Consider the following 16,203-nt stretch of genomic DNA (forward strand, 5'->3'; position numbering starts at 1 on the left):
AACGGCATCGGAAAAACATCGCATGTCGGTGCCTAATGCCGATCCCCTTTGTGACAGGACCCCGACCATGAAAAACTACGCCCTGACCGTCACGTGTCCGTCGACCCGTGGGGTCGTCGCTGCGATTGCGAACTACCTTGCCGACAACGCCTGCAACATCACCGACAGTGCCCAGTTTGACGACAAGGAAACGGGGAACTTCTTTATGCGGGTCAGCTTTGAAAGCGATGGCACAGTCGATCTGGCCGCTCTTGCCGAAGGCTTTGTGGCAACGGCCAGCCCGTTCGACATGACCTATGATTTTCATGATCAGACCGAAAAGATGAAGGTCGTCATCATGGTCTCGCGCTTTGGCCATTGCCTGAACGACCTGCTGTACCGCTGGCGCATTGGCGCGCTGCCCATCGACATCGTCGCCGTGGTGTCGAACCATATGGATTATCAGAAGGTCGTCGTGAACAACGATATTCCGTTCCACTGCATCAAGGTGACCGCCGAAAACAAGGCCGAGGCCGAAGCGCGGATCATGGCCGTGGTCGAGGACGCAGGTGCCGATCTGATCGTGCTGGCCCGCTACATGCAAATCCTCTCGGACGAGATGTGCCAAAAGATGTCGGGGCGGATCATCAACATCCACCATTCGTTCCTGCCCAGCTTTAAGGGGGCGAACCCCTACAAGCAGGCGTTCCAGCGCGGGGTAAAGCTGATCGGGGCAACTTCGCATTACGTGACCGCCGATCTGGATGAAGGTCCGATCATCGAACAGGACATCGTCGGCGTGACCCATGCACAATCCGCCAATGACTACGTGTCACTGGGCCGCGATGTGGAAAGCCAGGTGCTGGCCCGCGCCATTCACGCGCATATCCACCGCCGCGTGTTTCTGAATGGCAACAAGACAGTCGTGTTCCCTGCCTCGCCGGGGTCCTATGCATCGGAACGGATGGGGTAAGGCCCCATTCGTCAGGGTGTTCAGTCGATGATCGGCACATGGGGGCCAGCGTCGCCCCCCAGCATACCCGTCAGCCGTGGATCGTCGGCAACTTCGATCTGCCGGCGATAGGGTGTGAACCCGCTGCGGATATAAAAGGACAAGGCCTGCGGGCTGTCTATGGTGCAAGTGTGGACGTGAAAGCGGCTGATGGGCCTGGACCATGCCGTCGTGATCGCGTGGTTCATCAGATAACGGCCCGCGCCCGCGCCGATCAGCGCCGATGTCAGTCCGAAATAGGCCAGCTCGCATTCACCGCTCTGGCGGAAATCCAGTTCAAGCAGGGCCTCGTCCCTGCCATCTTTTGACAGGGTATAGAACGCGACATCGGGGTCGTTCAGGATCGTGCCCAGTTCTGCATCCGACATCTTGAGCCGCCCGAACCACAGCCAGTCCTGTGATCCGACGCGGTTGAAGACATCCCGGTACCACTCAAGCGTCGGGGTCACCTGCCGCAGGGTTACCCCTTCGGGCAAGGCAATGTCCCGCATCGGCGCGGCGGCTTGCATCTCAAGGTGGGTGACCACCATCGCCAGTTTGCCCGCTGGCACATCGTGATAGCCGTCACCCAGCATAGATCACACCAACCCTTGGGCTTTGAACAGCGCCATGATGTCCGCCTCGGGGCGGGGGCCGACGTGGCTGATGACTTCGGCAGCGCAGATGTTGCCCATCTTGCCGCATGTCTCAAGATCGCGGCCCGTGGCCATGCCGTACAGGAACCCGGCGGCGAATTGATCGCCCGCGCCGGTGGCATCGACCGGAGTGATCTTGGTCACCGGGACATCGACACGTTCGCCGTCGCGGATCAGCGTGACGCCATCGCCCGACCGCGTACAGACGACCGTGCCGCACATCGCGGCGGTTCTGGCCAGAGCGTCTTCCAGATCGTCGGTTTCAAACAGGGATCTGATCTCGGCCTCGTTGCCGATGACGTAATCCAGTTCGTCGGCGATCATGCGCAGGAAATCGGCGCGGTGACGGTCAACGCAGAACGGGTCGGAAATCGCGATGCCGGCCTTGCCGCCCGCAGCGCGGGTCAGGCGGGATGCCTCAAGGAAGGCTTGCTTGCCCTGATCCTTGTCGAACAGATACCCTTCGAGGAACATGATCTTGGCCGAGGACGCCACGGCATCCGGCACATCCGCAGGCCCCAGATCGGTCGAGATGCCCAGATAGGTGTTCATCGACCGTTCGCCGTCGGGCGACACAAAGATCATCGACCGCGAGGTCGGCAGATCGCCACCCGGGACGGGGGCATTCACGAAATCGGTGCCGCCGTCGATCATGGATTGCGCATAGAACTTGCCCAAAGCGTCGTCATTCACCCGACCGATGAAAGCTGTCGGCAGCCCAAGCGCGCCAATCCCGGCGATCGAATTCGCCACCGATCCGCCGGGCGTTTGCAGCCGTTCCGTCATCTCGCCATAGAGTTCTTCGGCGCGGTCACGTTCGATCAGTTGCATGATGCCTTTTTCGATCTTCATGTCGCCAAGAAACACGTCATCGGCATGCGAGATTACATCGACAACGGCGTTGCCGATGCCAACCACTTCATATTGGGTCATTCAGTTTTGTCCTCATAGGGGCAGAGATCACGGATGATGCAGGTCCGGCACAAGGGCTTGCGCGCCTTGCAATGGTAACGACCGTGCAGGATCATCCAGTGATGGGCGTGTTGTTGGAAATCAACGGGAATGTTGTCTTCGATGGCGCGTTCGACCGCATCCACCGTCTTGCCGGGGCAAATGTTGGTGCGGTTTCCAACGCGAAAGATATGGGTATCAACCGCCTGCGCGGGGTAGTGCCACCACATGTTCAGCACGACGTTGGCCGTCTTGCGGCCCACACCGGGCAGCGATTGCAGTGCCGCGCGGCTGTTGGGCACGACACCTTCATAATCATCGACCAGAATCTGGCTAAGCTTAATGACATTCTTGGCCTTCTGGCGGAACAGGCCGATCGTCTTGATGTGTTCGATCAGCCCTTCAAGCCCAAGGTCCAACATCTGCTGGGGTGTCTCGACCACCTCGAACAAGGATTTCGTCGCCTTGTTGACGCCGGAATCGGTCGCCTGCGCGCTCAGCGCTACAGCCACCAAAAGCGTGTAGACATTGGTGTGATCCAGTTCGCCCTTGGGCTCGGGATCGACGGCGTGAAAGCGGGTGAAGATCTCGCGGATCGTGTGATAATCAAGTGGTTTGGCCATATCCAAGGGTATGCGGGGATTTTCCCGCCAGAGCAAGAACAAGAGCAGGACGGCGCGCGTCTTTATGATCTGTTTACCGCGAATCCAGATTCCCGTCGCTACAAGGCACGGTCAGTCGCTAAGCTGGTAACGTAGCTGTTATGCAAGTGCCCAGACGGCGAAAGTGAGGGACGATGTCGGTCGAATTGACTTTTTCAAAAGCTTCGGGCTTCGGCCCGGGCGCAATGATCATGACGATGGAGGGCGAATTGCCCGTCGAGTGGTTGGAATCGGGCGACCGATTGATCACCCGCGATCATGGGGCACAGCCGATTCTGGCGATCAAGCGGTCGCGCGCCATCGGGCCGGACGGCCTGCCATTGTTGCCACCGCTGCGTTTGCGCCCCCGTGAAAATGCCGCGACGGACGGCTTGCAGGAACCTTTGCGTCTGTCGCCGCATCATCAGGTCTTGGTGAATTCGCCCCATGTACCGCTGCATCTGGGCAAGCACGAGGTGATGGCGGAAATCGGGGCATTGTCACGGCGCATCGCACCAAGGCCGGAACCGGACGCGCCCGCCATCAGCTATCATCATATCATCATGGAACATCACGAACTGATCCTGACCTGCGGGATCTGGGCGGAAACGACAGGTCTGGAAACGGCTGCCATGCTGTCCGTACCGCCGGAAATCCGCCGCGCCAGCAAGGTGTTCATAGAGGATGCAAAAGCCCCGCGCATGTGTCTGAACCGGGTCGAATCCCGAATGATCCGTGACTTGCTGGGCCCTGACGAAACGATTTTGCATCTTCTGGCGGCCTAGCTGGGCGCTTTGGCGCATGTTTCGGGTCGCACGGATGACCCGCAGTGATTAGCTTGGGGGCATGACTCAAGGTATCGCCCCCCCGCCCCCCACGACTGATTCCGCGACGGAACATGGCTACCATTACGGCATCATGCGCCGGGCCATCGACCTGATCGATCACGCCACCGACCCCATGGCGCTGGACCAGATCGCCAGCGAAATGAACATGAGCACTGCCCATTTCCAGCGTCTGTTTTCCCGCTGGGTCGGTGTCTCGCCGAAACGCTACCAGCAATATCTGATGCTGGACCATGCCAAGACCCTATTGCGCGACCGGTTCACGACGCTTGGCACCGCCCATGCCGTTGGTCTGTCCGGGTCCAGCCGCCTGCATGATCTTTTCCTGCGATGGGAGGCGATGAGCCCCGGTGAGTTTGCCCGCAAAGGCGAGGGGCTGGTGATTTCTTGGGGATGGTTCGACAGCCCCTTCGGCCCGTCCCTGGTCATGGGGACGGACCGGGGCATCTGCGGCTTGGCGTTCGCGGCCGAAACCGGCGAAGCACCCGCGATGGACGACATGCGCCGCCGCTGGCCCGGTGCGACATTCCGCGAAAATTCAGACCTGTTGCGGGACTGGGTGCAGATCGCCTTTGCCACGCAGGATGGCAGCGGTGCAAAGGCCCCCCTGTATCTGATCGGCGCGCCCTTTCAGATCAAGGTGTGGGAGGCTTTGCTGAGCATCCCGTCGGGCCACGTCACGACCTATTCCGAAATTGCCCAGACCATCGGCACCCCCAAGGCCGTGCGCGCCGTGGGCACGGCTGTCGGGCGCAATCCGATCAGCTGGCTGATCCCGTGCCACCGCGCCCTGCGCAAATCAGGCGGGTTGGGGGGCTATCACTGGGGCCTGCCGGTCAAACGCGCGATGCTGGCCTTTGAATCCGCCCGTGCCGATGCCTGACCGATAAGCGATTTCCGGCCTATCTATCGTGCCAATGCGGTTCTCTGGGAACCGAACCCATTGTAAAGAAGTTATGCAACGAGACGCCTCGCCCGAACGGGGCCCAAACCAAAGGCAAACTAGACATGACTTTTTCGAAGATGACCATCGCCGCAGCCCTGACCAGCGTTCTTGCGCTTAGCGCTTGTGAACCCGGCCCGATTGGCGGCAACCCCAATGACCCCAACGCCAAGACCCGCAACGGTGCATTGATCGGTGCAGGTGCCGGTGCTGTAATCGGTGCCCTGTCCAAAGGTGACGGCAACCGCGCTGAGGGCGCGTTGGCAGGTGCCCTTGCAGGTGGCGCGGTTGGCGCTGGTGTGGGCTACACGCTGGATCAGCAAGAGGCAGATCTGCGCCGCCAGCTGGATTCGAACGTCATCATCACCAACACAGGCGACCGCCTGATCGTAACGCTGCCACAGGACATCCTGTTCGCGACCGACAGCACCACTGTCCAGTCTGGCATGCAAAGCGATCTGGCTGCTCTGGCGCGCAATGTTAACGTCTACAGCAACTCCACGCTGCAGGTTATCGGCCACACCGACAGCGTCGGCGACGCCAGCTATAACCAGCAACTGTCCGAAGGGCGCGCCAATGCCGTGGCGAATGTGCTGATCGGCAACGGTGTACCGCGCAACCGCATTCAGGCCGTCGGTCGCGGCGAAAGCCAGCCGGTCGCCAGCAACCTGAACGCATCTGGCAAGGCGCAAAACCGCCGCGTCGAGATTGTTATTCTGCCCAACGCCTGAACCACGCCAGACATACAGGCAGGGTGAAAATTGTAGCAGGCCCCGGCATCGCGCCGGGGCCTCTTGCTTTTGTACCGGGACGCCACAGGTCTTGGGGTAACAGAGAGTTATAAAGGAAAAGAAAATGGCCAAACAAAAACTGATCGGCATCTCGGGGTCTTTGCGCAAGGCGTCCACAAATTCAAAGCTGCTGGCCGAGGCCGCGCGCCTGTTCGGCGACTGCGATTATACAGAGGCCGACATTCGTTTTCCGCTGTATGATGCAGACGAGGAGCAGGCGAATGGCGTTCCCGCCGCAGTGCAAAAGGTGGCGGATCAGATTGCCGACGCCGATGCCGTTCTTATCTCGACCGTGGAATACAACAAGGGCCCGTCAGGTGTTCTGAAGAACGCGCTGGACTGGATCAGCCGGGTGGACGGCACGCCGTGGTCGGGCAAGCCGCTTGCCGTCATGTCCGCCGCCGCAGGGCGTGCGGGGGGCGAGCGCGCGCAGTTGATCCTGCGCAGCTTCATGGTGCCGTTCCGCCCCCGGATATTGCAGGGGCCGGAAATTCACCTGGCCAACAGCAGCAATGCTTTCGATGACAACGACCGTTTGACCGGTGAGATGTATGTAAAAGAGCTGACCGAACTCATGACATCGCTGCGCGCCGAGATTGGCCGCTAAAGCGCGGGCACGCTGACCTCGATCAGGTTTCGGTCGGGGTCGCGCAGATAAAGCGACGTGATCGGCCCGGTTGCCCCTGAACGCGCAACCGGGCCGTCTTCGATTTTTATGCCGTGGATGGTCAGATGCTTGACCCAGTCTTCGATCGGGGCATCGGTCAGAAAACAAAGATCGGCGGTGCCGGTACCGGGGTTGGCGGCCTTGGGGTCAAATTCGCGCCCCTTTTGATGCAGGTTGATTTTGGACTGACCAAAGCGCAAGGCCCAGCGTTTGCTGCCATCTGCGACTTCGAACTGCTGGCCACGCATGCCCAGCACCTGCGTGTAGAATCGTACGGTTTCGGGGATGCTGGAAACCGTGAGCACAAGATGATCCAGTTCGCGCACGCGGCATTGAATATCGGACTGTGCCATGGCACCCCCTTGGTTAACGTTCCTGACCACAGATTGATGCTATGACCGAGCAACGTAAACAAGATATGATCGACCCTGCCCGTGCTGCCGCTTTTCGCGTTGCCCTTGGGCAAAAAGAGGCAGTGAAGACGGGCGATCCATTGCCGCCGTTCTTTCATCAACTCTATTTCTGGGAACCCGAACCGCCCGTGTCCCTTGGTCGTGACGGTCATCCCCGTGTGGGCGGGCTGATTCCCGATATGGGGCTGCCGCGGCGCATGTGGGCCGGGGGGCGTCTGGCCTTTGAACGACCGCTTCTGGCAGGGATCGCGGCGGAAAAACGCACCATCTGCGAAAACCAGAACCGCAAGGACGGGCGGTCCGGGCCGTTGGGCTTTGTCACCTTGCGGCATGAAATCTGGCAGGACGGCGCGCTGTGCCTGACCGAATGGCAGGATCTGGTCTATCGCGAGGACGCGACACCGGATGCGCCCAAGCCAAGGCCCCCCATGGCCCGGACCGACGCGGAAACGATCACGGCGGTGGATTTCACCTCGACCCTGCTGTTTCGCTATTCGGCGCTGACCTTCAATGGGCACCGTATCCATTACGATCTGGACTATGCCCGCGATGTCGAAGGCTATGGCGGACTGGTCGTGCATGGCCCGCTGCTGGCGCAGCTCTTGATGCTGAAGGCCGAAGATGACTTGGGGCCGCTGACCACTTTCAGCTTCCGCGCCACATCGCCCTTGATGCATTTTGAAACGGCATCCTTGTGCCGCAACGGTCGGGATCTGTGGGTCGCAGGGCCGGATGGCCGGCAGTGCATGGTGGCCAAAGCCTAGAAGTTATCCTCGACCCGAAAGCCGTCGGGGATCGCGTCGCGGCCTTCCAGCATCAGATCAGCCATGACCTGCGCCACTTTCGGGGCCATGCCAAAGCCGATCTTGAAGCCGCCGTTTGCGATGAAATGACCTGGCTTGCCGGGCCAAGCCCCCAGCATGGGCGCGCGGCTGCGGCTGCGCGGGCGCACACCGGCCCAGCGGTCGATCACCTGCGCCTGCGCAAGGGCAGGCACAGCGGCGCGGGCGGCGGCAATCACGGCGTCAAGCTGCGCGTCGGTCTGGTCAGGGGTGTCATAGTCACGTTCAGAGGTTGATCCGATCGCGACCGTGCCGTCGCCATGGGGGATGACATGCACACCGCCCGCGAAAAGCTGCGGCAGCCCGCGCGCATCATGTGCCAGCAGCGCGGCCTGTCCCTTGACGCCATTGCCGACCATCCGGCTGTGACCGGCGGTCATTTGCTCCAACCCGGCTACACCCGTCGCCCACAGTACCGCGCCCCGATCGGGGCTTTCCGGCGTCACGTGGACGCCCTTGGGGCGCAAGGCCTGCACCAATGCCGCGCAAGCCATCCGGGGGTGGATCAGCGCGCTAAGCGTGTCATGGATCAACCGGCCCGAGGGACTTTGCGGTTCCCATGGCGCGCCTGTTGCCTGCACGACCTGCCAAGTTGCATTGCCCTGCCACAAAGCCTGCGCGGTTTCGGCGCGGCGCTGCGCCAGGGCCAGACCTGCATCATCGGCGATGGGTTGCAGCCGGCCCTTGCGCGCATACCCTGACACGCCACCCCCTGCGGTTTCGACGTCGCGCCAAAAGGCTTCGGCCATCAAAAGGCTGTCCAGCTGAAACGCCTTCTTGGCGTTCCAGTTTTCCGGCACGTGCGGGGCCAAGGCACCGACGATGCCGCCGCTGCTGCCCGACGCAGGGCCGTTGGGGTCGATTACCTGTACCGATGCGCCGCGCTGGGCACAGGCCCATGCGACCGACAGCCCGAATATCCCAGCCCCCCGTATCGTGATTTCGGCCATTGCCAATCCTCGCCCTTTTTGCGCAGTGTTTCCGAAAGCCCCGATAACACAAGGTCGCCACGTGGAGAACCAGACAGCACAGATTGAATGGAAAGACAGCGGCGTGCCGGTGTCATCCCAATTTGATGATCCGTATTTCAGCCTTGAGAACGGGGTTGAGGAAACGCGTTATGTTTTCCTTCAGGGAAATGATCTGCCCACCCGCTTTCGCGACGGCTTTCGCATTGGCGAACTGGGGTTTGGCACCGGCCTGAACCTGTTGGTCGCCTGGGATGCCTGGGCGCAAAAGGGCTGCAACGGCACACTGCAATTCACCTCGTTCGAGGCGTTCCCCATGTCGCGCGAGGATATGGCCCAAGCACATCAGGCCTTTCCGGAATTCAACGGCAAGCGCGACGCCCTGCTTGAGGCCTGGACCCCCGAGGGCGGAAACATGACCTTTCCCGGTCTTGACCTGACAGTGGTCATCGGTGACGCACGCCAAACGGTACCCGCTTGGGATGGCGTGGCTGATGCGTGGTTCCTGGACGGATTTTCGCCCGCGAAAAACCCCGAGCTGTGGGAACCTGACCTGCTTGAGGATGTCGCCCGCCACACGGCGCATTTCGGCACTGCGGCGACCTATACCGCAGCGGGTGCCGTGCGCCGTGCGCTGGAGTCAGTGGGCTTTGCGGTTGAACGCACCAAGGGCTATGGCCGCAAGCGCCACATGACACGGGCGGTGCGTGTATGAGCCGCGCAACCAATCGCGCTGCAGCGGCTGCACAGTCCAACAACATTCCGCTGGGCATCACCCTGATGGTGCTGACGACGTTCGTGTTCGCGGTCCAGGACGGGCTGTCACGGCATCTGGCGTCCGAATACAACGTGCTGATGGTGGTGATGATCCGTTATTGGTTCTTTGCGGCCTTCGTGATTGCGATCGCAAAGCGCAGCGCAGGCGGGCTTCGGGCTGTGGCCAAGACCAGCCAGCCGGTACTGCAGGCGCTGCGGGGGCTGCTGCTGGCCGCCGAGATTTGCGTGATGATCGTGGGCTTTACCATCCTTGGGCTGGTGGAAAGCCACGCAGTCTTTACCTGCTATCCGCTGCTGGTTGCGGCGCTGTCCGGCCCGGTGCTGGGCGAAAGCGTGGGCTGGCGCCGCTGGGCGGCGATCGGCGTGGGGTTCATTGGGGTTCTGATCATCCTGCAACCGGGCATGAACGTCTTTGACCCCGCTGCCATCCTGCCGCTGGTCGCGGCGGCGATGTTTGCGATCTACGGGCTGCTGACGCGCTATGTGGGGCGCAAGGACAAGACCGCCACCAGCTTTTTCTGGACCGGCGTCACCGGGTCCATCGCCATGACCGCCACGGGCATCTGGTTTTGGGAACCGATGATCGCCAGCGACTGGATTTACATGGGGTTCCTGTGCATTACCGGCGTCACGGGGCACTGGCTGCTGATCCGCTGTTACGAGGTTGCGGCGGCGAGCGCCGTGCAGCCTTTTGCCTATCTGCAACTGGTGTTCGCCAGCATCATCGGCATCTCTATTTTCGGCGAAGACGTGCGCACCAATGTTGCCATCGGTGCGGCCTTGATCGTGGCCGCCGGCCTATTCACCTTTTGGAGAGAACGGCAACAGCGTTGAGCCGGTCAGCTCTTCCGTGAAAGGGCGCGGCAACGGGTCCAGCCCAAGACGCGCACGGTAGATCGGCAGGCTTTCGGTCACCCGCATGACGTAGTTCTGGGTTTCGCGAAACGGGATCATCTCGATCCAGTCGACCACGTCGATATCGCCTTCGCGCGGGTCGCCGTACGCGTCCATCCAGCGGGGCGGGCGGGAAGGGCCAGCGTTATAGGCGGCGGAGACCATGACGACGTTGCCGTTGAAACGCCCTGCCATCTGCGCCAGATATACCGACCCCAACAGCGCGTTGTAATCCGGGTCGGCGGTCAGACGGTCGGTGGTGTGCAGGGCGCTGACCTCCAGATCACGCGCGACATCCTTGGCGGTGGCGGGCATCAGCTGCATCAGACCGCGGGCCCCGACGCTGCTTTGCACGATGGGGTCAAATTCGCTTTCGCGCCGGGCAATCGCCAGCACCATTTCGGGGGCCATGTTCAGGTCCAGCTTGATCGCCGGGTGCAGCGGGTAATAGGGCGCGGCGATGGTGATGCCGCGTTGCGCCACGCGCTTGCCGATCATCACGGCAAGATGCGGTTGGTCCACGTCGATCGCGGCCTGTCCGAGCAAGGCAGCATCATCGGCCAACAGCTGCTCGGCCAGATGGGTCCAGAACCGCTCTGCCAGGCTCAACTCGCCCGAGGCCTGCAGCAGCATACCCGCCTGAAACAGGGGGGCTTGGGCCAGGGCGGAACTGCGCCAATCCTGCTTTTGGGCTAAGCCGCCCAGCGTGGTGTCAAACGGCAGCCCGCCCCGTTCTGCGGCAAGCAAGCCATAGAAGGACGACTGGTATTTCGCCCCTTCGGCATAGGCTTTGGCCGCCCCTTCGGCATCGCCCATGGCCTGCAGGGCACGCCCCTGCCAATACCCTGCGCGCCCCTGGCTGATGGGCGACGCGACGGCGCTGTCATGCGCCTTGAAATGGGCCAGGGCCAGCTTGGGGTCCTTCAGGAACCGCAGCGCAATATAGCCCGACAGCCATTCCAGATCGGCGTAATGCGACCCGTCGTCCAGAAAATGCCGCGCGGCCATCTGGTAGGCGCGTTCCGGATCGCCGCTGCGCATTTCGTCGCGCGCCAGAGCGCGGCGGCGATTGGCCCATGCGGCTGGCTGGCCAAGGGCGGCGGCGCTGACGGATTGCGACAGCAGCAGGTCCTTGGCGCTGTCTTCGAACCCCTTGCGAATGCGCCATTCGAACCGGTCCTTTTGCAGGCCGGGATCGGTCGCCTTGGCCGGGGACAGGGCGTCTATCATCTCGTTCACGTCGCCGTTGCGGTTCTGCAATGCGATCCGGGTTTCGGCCAACGCCTTGTCCGCGGCGCTGACCAGATCGAACATCTGCCGCGCTTCGCCATGGTTGCGCTGCCATAACATCTCGTCCAGCCGCGCGGCGTGATGCGGTTTCAGCAATGCATCATGCTGTGTCAGGAACAAAGCCTGCGAGGCCCTATCCATCGGCATGGTGCGCCAGGCCAGAACCAGACGCGCCTGCGCTTCACCAAGGCGGTCTGCGCGGGTCAGAGCGGCGGCATGGGCCAACACCCCGCGCGCGGTCTGCGGGGAACGGCCCTCGAAAAACTCCAGAATGGCGGTGTCGTCCTCTGCGATCACGGCATCCTCTGATTGCTTGCGCAGATAGTCCTCGCCGGGCCAATCGGGGCGGCGGGCCAGAAAATCCATGACCTCGCCGTATGTTCCCCGCCCCGCCCGCAAGCGGTGCCATTCGACGACGTCCACGGCCACGGCCCCATCGCGCTGCGCGATCAGGGCGGCGGTGTCCCAATTGCCCGCCCGGACGGCATCCATCGCCCATCCAAGCGGGCGGGGGCGTTCGGCCAAGGCAGGAAGCGCAAGGCTGAAAACCAGTATCAGCGTCGCAAAGGCGCGTGTCATCACTTGCATTTCCTAGTGTTCAAGGGCTACAGCCTTGCAACATACGGCAAGGCGCATGGGTTTCAACTCACGTTGCCGCCAGTCAGCAATCGGGCGCCTGCCCAGCAACGCAAGAAAAGGAGCGTGCATATGTTACAAGGTTCTCTGCCTGCACTCGTCACGCCGTTCACGAACGGCGCGCTGGATTTGGACACGCTCAAGAAACTGGTGGACTGGCACATCGCCGAAGGGTCGAATGGGCTGGTTCCCGTCGGGACAACGGGTGAATCGCCCACGCTGACCCATGCCGAACACGAGACCGTCGTAGCCGAGGTGGTCAAGGCCGCCGCCGGACGCATCCCCGTCGTCGCCGGCGCAGGATCGAACAACACGGTCGAAAGCATCCGTCTGGCCAAGCACGCCGAATCTGTCGGGGCCGATGCCGTGCTGGTCGTCACACCCTATTACAACAAGCCAAGCCAAGCCGGACTGATCGCGCATTTCACCGCCGTTCACGAAGCCTGCGGCCTGCCGATCATCATCTACAACATCCCCGGCCGTTCCGTCGTGGACATGACACCCGAGACCATGGCGACACTGGCCGAATTGCCGCGCATCGTCGGTGTCAAGGATGCGACCGGTGATCTGGCGCGGGTCTGTGACCAGCGGATGCTGTGCGGGCCGGATTTCATCCAGCTTTCGGGCGAAGACGCGACCGCGCACGGGTTCAATGCGCAGGGCGGCGTGGGTTGCATTTCGGTGACGGCGAATGTCGCACCCAAGCTGCTGAGCCAGATGCAGGCCCATTGCCTGGCGGGCGACTATGCCGCCGCGCTGAAAATCCAGGATGCCTTGATGCCGCTGCACAAGGCGATCTTTACCGAGCCGGGGTTGGTGGGCGTGAAATACGCGATGTCGCGTCTGGGTCTGTGCGCGCCTGATGTGCGCCTGCCGCTGGTACCACTGACCGACGCGACGATGGCGCTGGTCGACAACGCGCTGCGCCACGCAGGGCTGATGGATTAAGCAAGCCTTTGGCGGGGACGCAACTGCGCACCCCGCCACACCGACAGGGGTTGATGTGGTGCAGATTGCAGACCACCATGGCTGCACATCTTAGCGGAGCCATATCCCCATGAATATCCTGCCCCTCATCGCCGACAGTGTCCCCGAGCTTGAAGCGATCTTTCGCGATCTGCACACCCATCCCGAAATCGGCTTTACCGAGACGCGCACCAGCGCCATCGTCGCAGACCACCTTCGCAGCTTTGGCGTCGACGAGGTGCACACCGGGCTGGGTAAAACCGGCGTTGTGGCGTTGATTGAAGGCAAAGGGCAGGGCAACCGGCGCATCGGACTGCGCGCCGACATGGATGCCCTGCCGATCCACGAAACGACGGGGCTGGACTATGGGTCGGTCAATGCGGGCGTGATGCATGCCTGTGGTCACGACGGACACACGACGATGCTGCTGGGGGCGGCAAAACATCTGGCGGCCACCCGTGATTTTGACGGCACCGCCGTCATCGTGTTCCAACCCGCCGAAGAAGGTTTGGGCGGTGCGCGACAGATGCTGGCGGACGGTCTGTTCGAGCTTTTCCCCTGCGATGAAATCTATGGCATGCACAACGTGCCCAACGGCCAACCCGGCAAGGTCGGCATCTGCAAAGGCGAGGCGATGGCGGGTGCCGCCTTTTTCGACATCGAGGTCAAAGGTCAGGGCAGCCACGCCGCGCAACCGCAGAATTCGAAAGACGCGCTGATGATTGCCGCGTCGCTGGCGACTGAATTGCAGACGATCCTCAGCCGGAATATGGCCCCGCTTGAGGTGTGCGTGCTGTCGATCACCCAGATCCACGCCGGGGCGGCCTATAACGTGGTTCCTCAGACGGCGACGCTGGCGGGGACGATCCGCTATTTCAAGGACGAGATCTATGAACTGGCAGCGGGCCGGATGCAGGCGATCTGCGCCGGCATGGCCTTGGCCCATGAGGTCGAAATTACCTGCGAGCTGCGCGATGTCTTTGACGTGTTGATCAACGACCACGACCTGTCTGATGCGTATATGGAGGCTGCCGCCGATATCGTCGGTGCCGATAACCTGAATTACAAGACGGTCCCCGCGACGGGATCGGAGGACTTTGCCGATATGCTGAAGGTTGTGCCGGGTGCCTATTGCACCGTGGGCCACGCGGGTACCGTGGCGTTGCACAATCCGGGGTTCGTGCTGGACACGTCGATCCTGCCGGTGGGCGCGTCGATCATGGCGCGGATCGTGGAGCGGCGGCTGGCCCTTTGAGGGTCAGCGTTTGCCGTAATACAGGCCGACGACATGTTCGGCCTGGGCAAAGAACAACCAGCGCGCCGTGAACACTCCTGCGACATGCGCCAGTAAGGCAAGTCCCCCCGCGATGTGAGAAAAGGGGACAAGCAGCAGGATTACGGGCACCACGACCATAAGCCCAAGCGCGATGACCCGTAGCTTGGTCGCGTGTCTGCGTCCGATCACATGGACGAATTCACGCAGCAGATAATTGGTCCCGGTATGCGGCGGCTCGAAGGCGCGGACCTGGCCGATCCCGCCAAGCTGTGTGGCCGTGGCGAGGGTGGTGCCTGACGCAGCAAAGCGGGTGTCGCCGATGATCCATGTGGCCAGCTGGACGCCGCCCGCGATCAGGATCAGCCAAAGCGCCCACGTCACCTGCCCTGCCAGCAATGCGCCACCCGCGACCGAGAGCGACAGGAAGTTCAACGGGGTCAGGGGCATGTGCCAGCGCGGCACAGTCCTGAGCTGGGCGTAAATCATCGACGTGGTGAAAACGGTGCCGAGCGACAGCAGCGCCCCAAGCACGCCGATTACGCGCCAGTGTTGGCCATAGAAAACGGCCCCGGCCCCGTAGATTGCCATCAGGAACAATGCCGCCACCGCGCAGATCGCCTCGCGGCTCAGCCAGCTTGTCTTCCATTGGCTGAAGGCCTTGAGCGCGCGCTTGGGCTGGCCAAGATGGAAGGTCGAGGCGATCAATCCGCCCACCGCCAGCACATAGGCGATGGCGAAAAAGACAAAAGCGACGATGCCGGTGGCGGAGGGCCAGCCCAGACCCAGCCAGAACAAAAGGCCAAAGCCCAAGCCTGAGAAGACGCTGAAAAAGATGACGGACGGGGCGGGATGCATCAGATTTTATCCAAAGTGCGGTCAAGCCAGCCGAGAAAGCCCTTGGGTTCCTGGTCGATCGGGGCAAGAAACGGGGCCAGCACGTCAAGGTCGGGCGGTTGATCCTTGGGGCGGGGCGGCAGATATTTGTTCACCGGCTTTGTACCCATTTCCGGCATCAGATCAACGCCCCCCCGTTGCGCGACCAACTGGCTGACCTCGCTTTCAGGATCGCCCAGATCACCAAAGTGACGTGCCCCCGACGGACAGGTGCGGACACATGCGGGAATGTGGTCTTCCTGAGGCAGGTTGTCGTTATAGATGCGGTCGACGCAGAGCGTGCATTTTTTCATGACGCCTGCGGCCTGGTCCAGTTCGCGGGCACCGTAGGGGCAGGCCCAGGCGCAAAGCCCGCATCCGATGCAGTCGGATTCGTTAACCAACACGATGCCGTCTTCGACCCGCTTGTAGCTCGCCCCCGTCGGGCAGACGGTGACGCAGGGCGCGTCCTCGCAATGCAGGCAGGATTTGGGAAAGTGCACCAGTTGGGCCGGACCGGTATCGGGCTGGACTTCGTAGCTGTGCACACGGTTGAGGAAGGTGCCTGACGGGGCCGCGCCGTAGGCGTCCTGGTCGGACAACGGAGCCCCGTAGTTTTCCGTGTTCCAGCCTTTGCACGAGATCACACAGGCGTGGCAGCCGACACAGGTATCCAGATCAATCACGAGGCCGAGTTTTTTCTGGGTGCTTTGGGGCAGTTCGGTCATGGGCGGTGTGCTTTGCTGGTGTCGGAGTGGGGGCCAGCCCCCATACCCCCGGGATATTTGGGAGCCAGAGAAGGGG

General features: G+C 62.0%; 18 protein-coding genes. 10 read left to right on the forward strand and 8 right to left on the reverse strand.

Annotated features, from left to right (window positions below; translation table 11 throughout):
* Positions 1 to 67: 67 nt before the first annotated feature.
* The gene (purU, locus tag RGAI101_RS13735) at positions 68 to 952 is read left to right on the forward strand and encodes a formyltetrahydrofolate deformylase (RefSeq protein ID WP_037228312.1); all 885 of its coding nucleotides are present in this window, start codon (positions 68 to 70) and stop codon (positions 950 to 952) included.
* 20 nt (positions 953 to 972) lie between these two features.
* Here purU and RGAI101_RS13740 read toward each other — a convergent pair whose 3' ends face one another.
* Genes RGAI101_RS13740 through nth form a run of 3 tightly spaced genes read right to left on the reverse strand, consistent with a single transcriptional unit; the run spans position 973 to position 3,200 of the window.
* A complete protein-coding gene (locus RGAI101_RS13740) occupies positions 973 to 1,566 on the reverse strand; it encodes a GNAT family N-acetyltransferase (protein WP_008225866.1) in 594 nt (197 codons plus the stop codon).
* Positions 1,567 to 1,569: 3 nt separating this feature from the next.
* Complete coding sequence (locus tag RGAI101_RS13745; protein WP_008228744.1) at positions 1,570 to 2,559, reverse strand: adenosine kinase; 990 nt, start codon at positions 2,557 to 2,559, stop codon at positions 1,570 to 1,572.
* Positions 2,556 to 3,200, reverse strand: coding sequence for an endonuclease III (gene nth, locus RGAI101_RS13750; protein ID WP_008228375.1), 645 nt, complete (start codon positions 3,198 to 3,200; stop codon positions 2,556 to 2,558). Before nth ends, RGAI101_RS13745 begins: the two co-directional genes overlap by 4 nt.
* Positions 3,201 to 3,373: 173 nt before the next feature.
* Here nth and RGAI101_RS13755 point away from each other — a divergent pair, with 173 nt between their 5' ends.
* The 4 genes from RGAI101_RS13755 (at position 3,374) to RGAI101_RS13770 (ending at position 6,404) form a co-directional block, all read left to right on the forward strand.
* Positions 3,374 to 4,003, forward strand: coding sequence for a Hint domain-containing protein (locus tag RGAI101_RS13755; RefSeq protein WP_008228306.1), 630 nt, complete (start codon positions 3,374 to 3,376; stop codon positions 4,001 to 4,003).
* A gap of 61 nt (positions 4,004 to 4,064) precedes the next feature.
* Positions 4,065 to 4,946 (forward strand): methylated-DNA--[protein]-cysteine S-methyltransferase, encoded by an 882-nt coding sequence (locus RGAI101_RS13760; protein WP_008227188.1) that lies wholly within the window; start codon positions 4,065 to 4,067, stop codon positions 4,944 to 4,946.
* A gap of 125 nt (positions 4,947 to 5,071) precedes the next feature.
* Entirely contained in the window at positions 5,072 to 5,737 is a 666-nt protein-coding gene (locus RGAI101_RS13765; protein ID WP_008227418.1) for an OmpA family protein, read from the forward strand.
* Between the two features lie 124 nt (positions 5,738 to 5,861).
* Positions 5,862 to 6,404: an NADPH-dependent FMN reductase gene (locus RGAI101_RS13770; protein WP_008226281.1), complete on the forward strand. Its 543-nt coding sequence runs from the start codon at positions 5,862 to 5,864 to the stop codon at positions 6,402 to 6,404.
* Here the strand turns inward: RGAI101_RS13770 and RGAI101_RS13775 are convergent.
* Positions 6,401 to 6,817: a VOC family protein gene (locus RGAI101_RS13775; protein WP_008226633.1), complete on the reverse strand. Its 417-nt coding sequence runs from the start codon at positions 6,815 to 6,817 to the stop codon at positions 6,401 to 6,403. The two genes, RGAI101_RS13770 and RGAI101_RS13775, sit on opposite strands and share 4 nt — an antisense overlap.
* A 41-nt stretch (positions 6,818 to 6,858) precedes the next feature.
* Between RGAI101_RS13775 and RGAI101_RS13780 the strand changes: the two genes are divergently transcribed.
* Positions 6,859 to 7,641: an acyl dehydratase gene (locus RGAI101_RS13780; protein WP_008228118.1), complete on the forward strand. Its 783-nt coding sequence runs from the start codon at positions 6,859 to 6,861 to the stop codon at positions 7,639 to 7,641.
* Here RGAI101_RS13780 and RGAI101_RS13785 read toward each other — a convergent pair.
* The gene (locus tag RGAI101_RS13785) at positions 7,638 to 8,669 is read right to left on the reverse strand and encodes an NAD(P)/FAD-dependent oxidoreductase (protein ID WP_008225587.1); all 1,032 of its coding nucleotides are present in this window, start codon (positions 8,667 to 8,669) and stop codon (positions 7,638 to 7,640) included. The genes RGAI101_RS13780 and RGAI101_RS13785 overlap by 4 nt on opposite strands.
* Before the next feature lie 61 nt (positions 8,670 to 8,730).
* Here RGAI101_RS13785 and mnmD point away from each other — a divergent pair, with 61 nt between their 5' ends.
* Positions 8,731 to 9,402 carry a tRNA (5-methylaminomethyl-2-thiouridine)(34)-methyltransferase MnmD gene (gene mnmD / locus RGAI101_RS13790; RefSeq protein WP_008228345.1) on the forward strand — a complete coding sequence of 224 codons (672 nt, stop codon included), beginning with the start codon at positions 8,731 to 8,733 and terminating at the stop codon, positions 9,400 to 9,402.
* On the forward strand, positions 9,399 to 10,298 hold the full coding sequence (locus RGAI101_RS13795; protein WP_037228314.1) for a DMT family transporter: 900 nt from the start codon (positions 9,399 to 9,401) through the stop codon (positions 10,296 to 10,298). Before mnmD ends, RGAI101_RS13795 begins: the two co-directional genes overlap by 4 nt.
* Here RGAI101_RS13795 and RGAI101_RS13800 read toward each other — a convergent pair.
* Complete coding sequence (locus RGAI101_RS13800) at positions 10,263 to 12,236, reverse strand: lytic transglycosylase domain-containing protein (protein WP_008228886.1); 1,974 nt, start codon at positions 12,234 to 12,236, stop codon at positions 10,263 to 10,265. The two genes, RGAI101_RS13795 and RGAI101_RS13800, sit on opposite strands and share 36 nt — an antisense overlap.
* Positions 12,237 to 12,356: 120 nt before the next feature.
* On the opposite strand from RGAI101_RS13800, the gene dapA reads away from it, so the two are divergent.
* The gene (gene dapA, locus RGAI101_RS13805; protein ID WP_008225063.1) at positions 12,357 to 13,232 is read left to right on the forward strand and encodes a 4-hydroxy-tetrahydrodipicolinate synthase; all 876 of its coding nucleotides are present in this window, start codon (positions 12,357 to 12,359) and stop codon (positions 13,230 to 13,232) included.
* A 109-nt stretch (positions 13,233 to 13,341) separates the two neighbouring features.
* Positions 13,342 to 14,505: a M20 aminoacylase family protein gene (locus tag RGAI101_RS13810; RefSeq protein ID WP_008226601.1), complete on the forward strand. Its 1,164-nt coding sequence runs from the start codon at positions 13,342 to 13,344 to the stop codon at positions 14,503 to 14,505.
* A 3-nt stretch (positions 14,506 to 14,508) separates the two neighbouring features.
* Here the strand turns inward: RGAI101_RS13810 and RGAI101_RS13815 are convergent, their stop codons facing one another.
* Positions 14,509 to 15,381, reverse strand: coding sequence for a dimethyl sulfoxide reductase anchor subunit family protein (locus tag RGAI101_RS13815; protein ID WP_008227745.1), 873 nt, complete (start codon positions 15,379 to 15,381; stop codon positions 14,509 to 14,511).
* Positions 15,381 to 16,127: a 4Fe-4S dicluster domain-containing protein gene (locus RGAI101_RS13820; RefSeq protein WP_037228317.1), complete on the reverse strand. Its 747-nt coding sequence runs from the start codon at positions 16,125 to 16,127 to the stop codon at positions 15,381 to 15,383. Before RGAI101_RS13820 ends, RGAI101_RS13815 begins: the two co-directional genes overlap by 1 nt.
* Between the last annotated feature and the right edge of the window lie 76 nt (positions 16,128 to 16,203).

The organism is Roseobacter sp. GAI101 (assembly GCF_000156335.1).
Lineage (GTDB): Bacteria > Pseudomonadota > Alphaproteobacteria > Rhodobacterales > Rhodobacteraceae > Sulfitobacter.

Coding starts and splice junctions, on each gene's coding strand:
- purU (WP_037228312.1), top strand. CDS start 68: ATGAAAAACTACGCCCTGACCGTCACGTGTCCGTCGACCCGTGGGGTC.
- RGAI101_RS13740 (WP_008225866.1), bottom strand. CDS start 1,566: ATGCTGGGTGACGGCTATCACGATGTGCCAGCGGGCAAACTGGCGATG.
- RGAI101_RS13745 (WP_008228744.1), bottom strand. CDS start 2,559: ATGACCCAATATGAAGTGGTTGGCATCGGCAACGCCGTTGTCGATGTA.
- nth (WP_008228375.1), bottom strand. CDS start 3,200: ATGGCCAAACCACTTGATTATCACACGATCCGCGAGATCTTCACCCGC.
- RGAI101_RS13755 (WP_008228306.1), top strand. CDS start 3,374: ATGTCGGTCGAATTGACTTTTTCAAAAGCTTCGGGCTTCGGCCCGGGC.
- RGAI101_RS13760 (WP_008227188.1), top strand. CDS start 4,065: ATGACTCAAGGTATCGCCCCCCCGCCCCCCACGACTGATTCCGCGACG.
- RGAI101_RS13765 (WP_008227418.1), top strand. CDS start 5,072: ATGACTTTTTCGAAGATGACCATCGCCGCAGCCCTGACCAGCGTTCTT.
- RGAI101_RS13770 (WP_008226281.1), top strand. CDS start 5,862: ATGGCCAAACAAAAACTGATCGGCATCTCGGGGTCTTTGCGCAAGGCG.
- RGAI101_RS13775 (WP_008226633.1), bottom strand. CDS start 6,817: ATGGCACAGTCCGATATTCAATGCCGCGTGCGCGAACTGGATCATCTT.
- RGAI101_RS13780 (WP_008228118.1), top strand. CDS start 6,859: ATGACCGAGCAACGTAAACAAGATATGATCGACCCTGCCCGTGCTGCC.
- RGAI101_RS13785 (WP_008225587.1), bottom strand. CDS start 8,669: ATGGCCGAAATCACGATACGGGGGGCTGGGATATTCGGGCTGTCGGTC.
- RGAI101_RS13795 (WP_037228314.1), top strand. CDS start 9,399: ATGAGCCGCGCAACCAATCGCGCTGCAGCGGCTGCACAGTCCAACAAC.
- RGAI101_RS13800 (WP_008228886.1), bottom strand. CDS start 12,236: ATGCAAGTGATGACACGCGCCTTTGCGACGCTGATACTGGTTTTCAGC.
- dapA (WP_008225063.1), top strand. CDS start 12,357: ATGTTACAAGGTTCTCTGCCTGCACTCGTCACGCCGTTCACGAACGGC.
- RGAI101_RS13810 (WP_008226601.1), top strand. CDS start 13,342: ATGAATATCCTGCCCCTCATCGCCGACAGTGTCCCCGAGCTTGAAGCG.
- RGAI101_RS13815 (WP_008227745.1), bottom strand. CDS start 15,381: ATGCATCCCGCCCCGTCCGTCATCTTTTTCAGCGTCTTCTCAGGCTTG.
- RGAI101_RS13820 (WP_037228317.1), bottom strand. CDS start 16,127: ATGACCGAACTGCCCCAAAGCACCCAGAAAAAACTCGGCCTCGTGATT.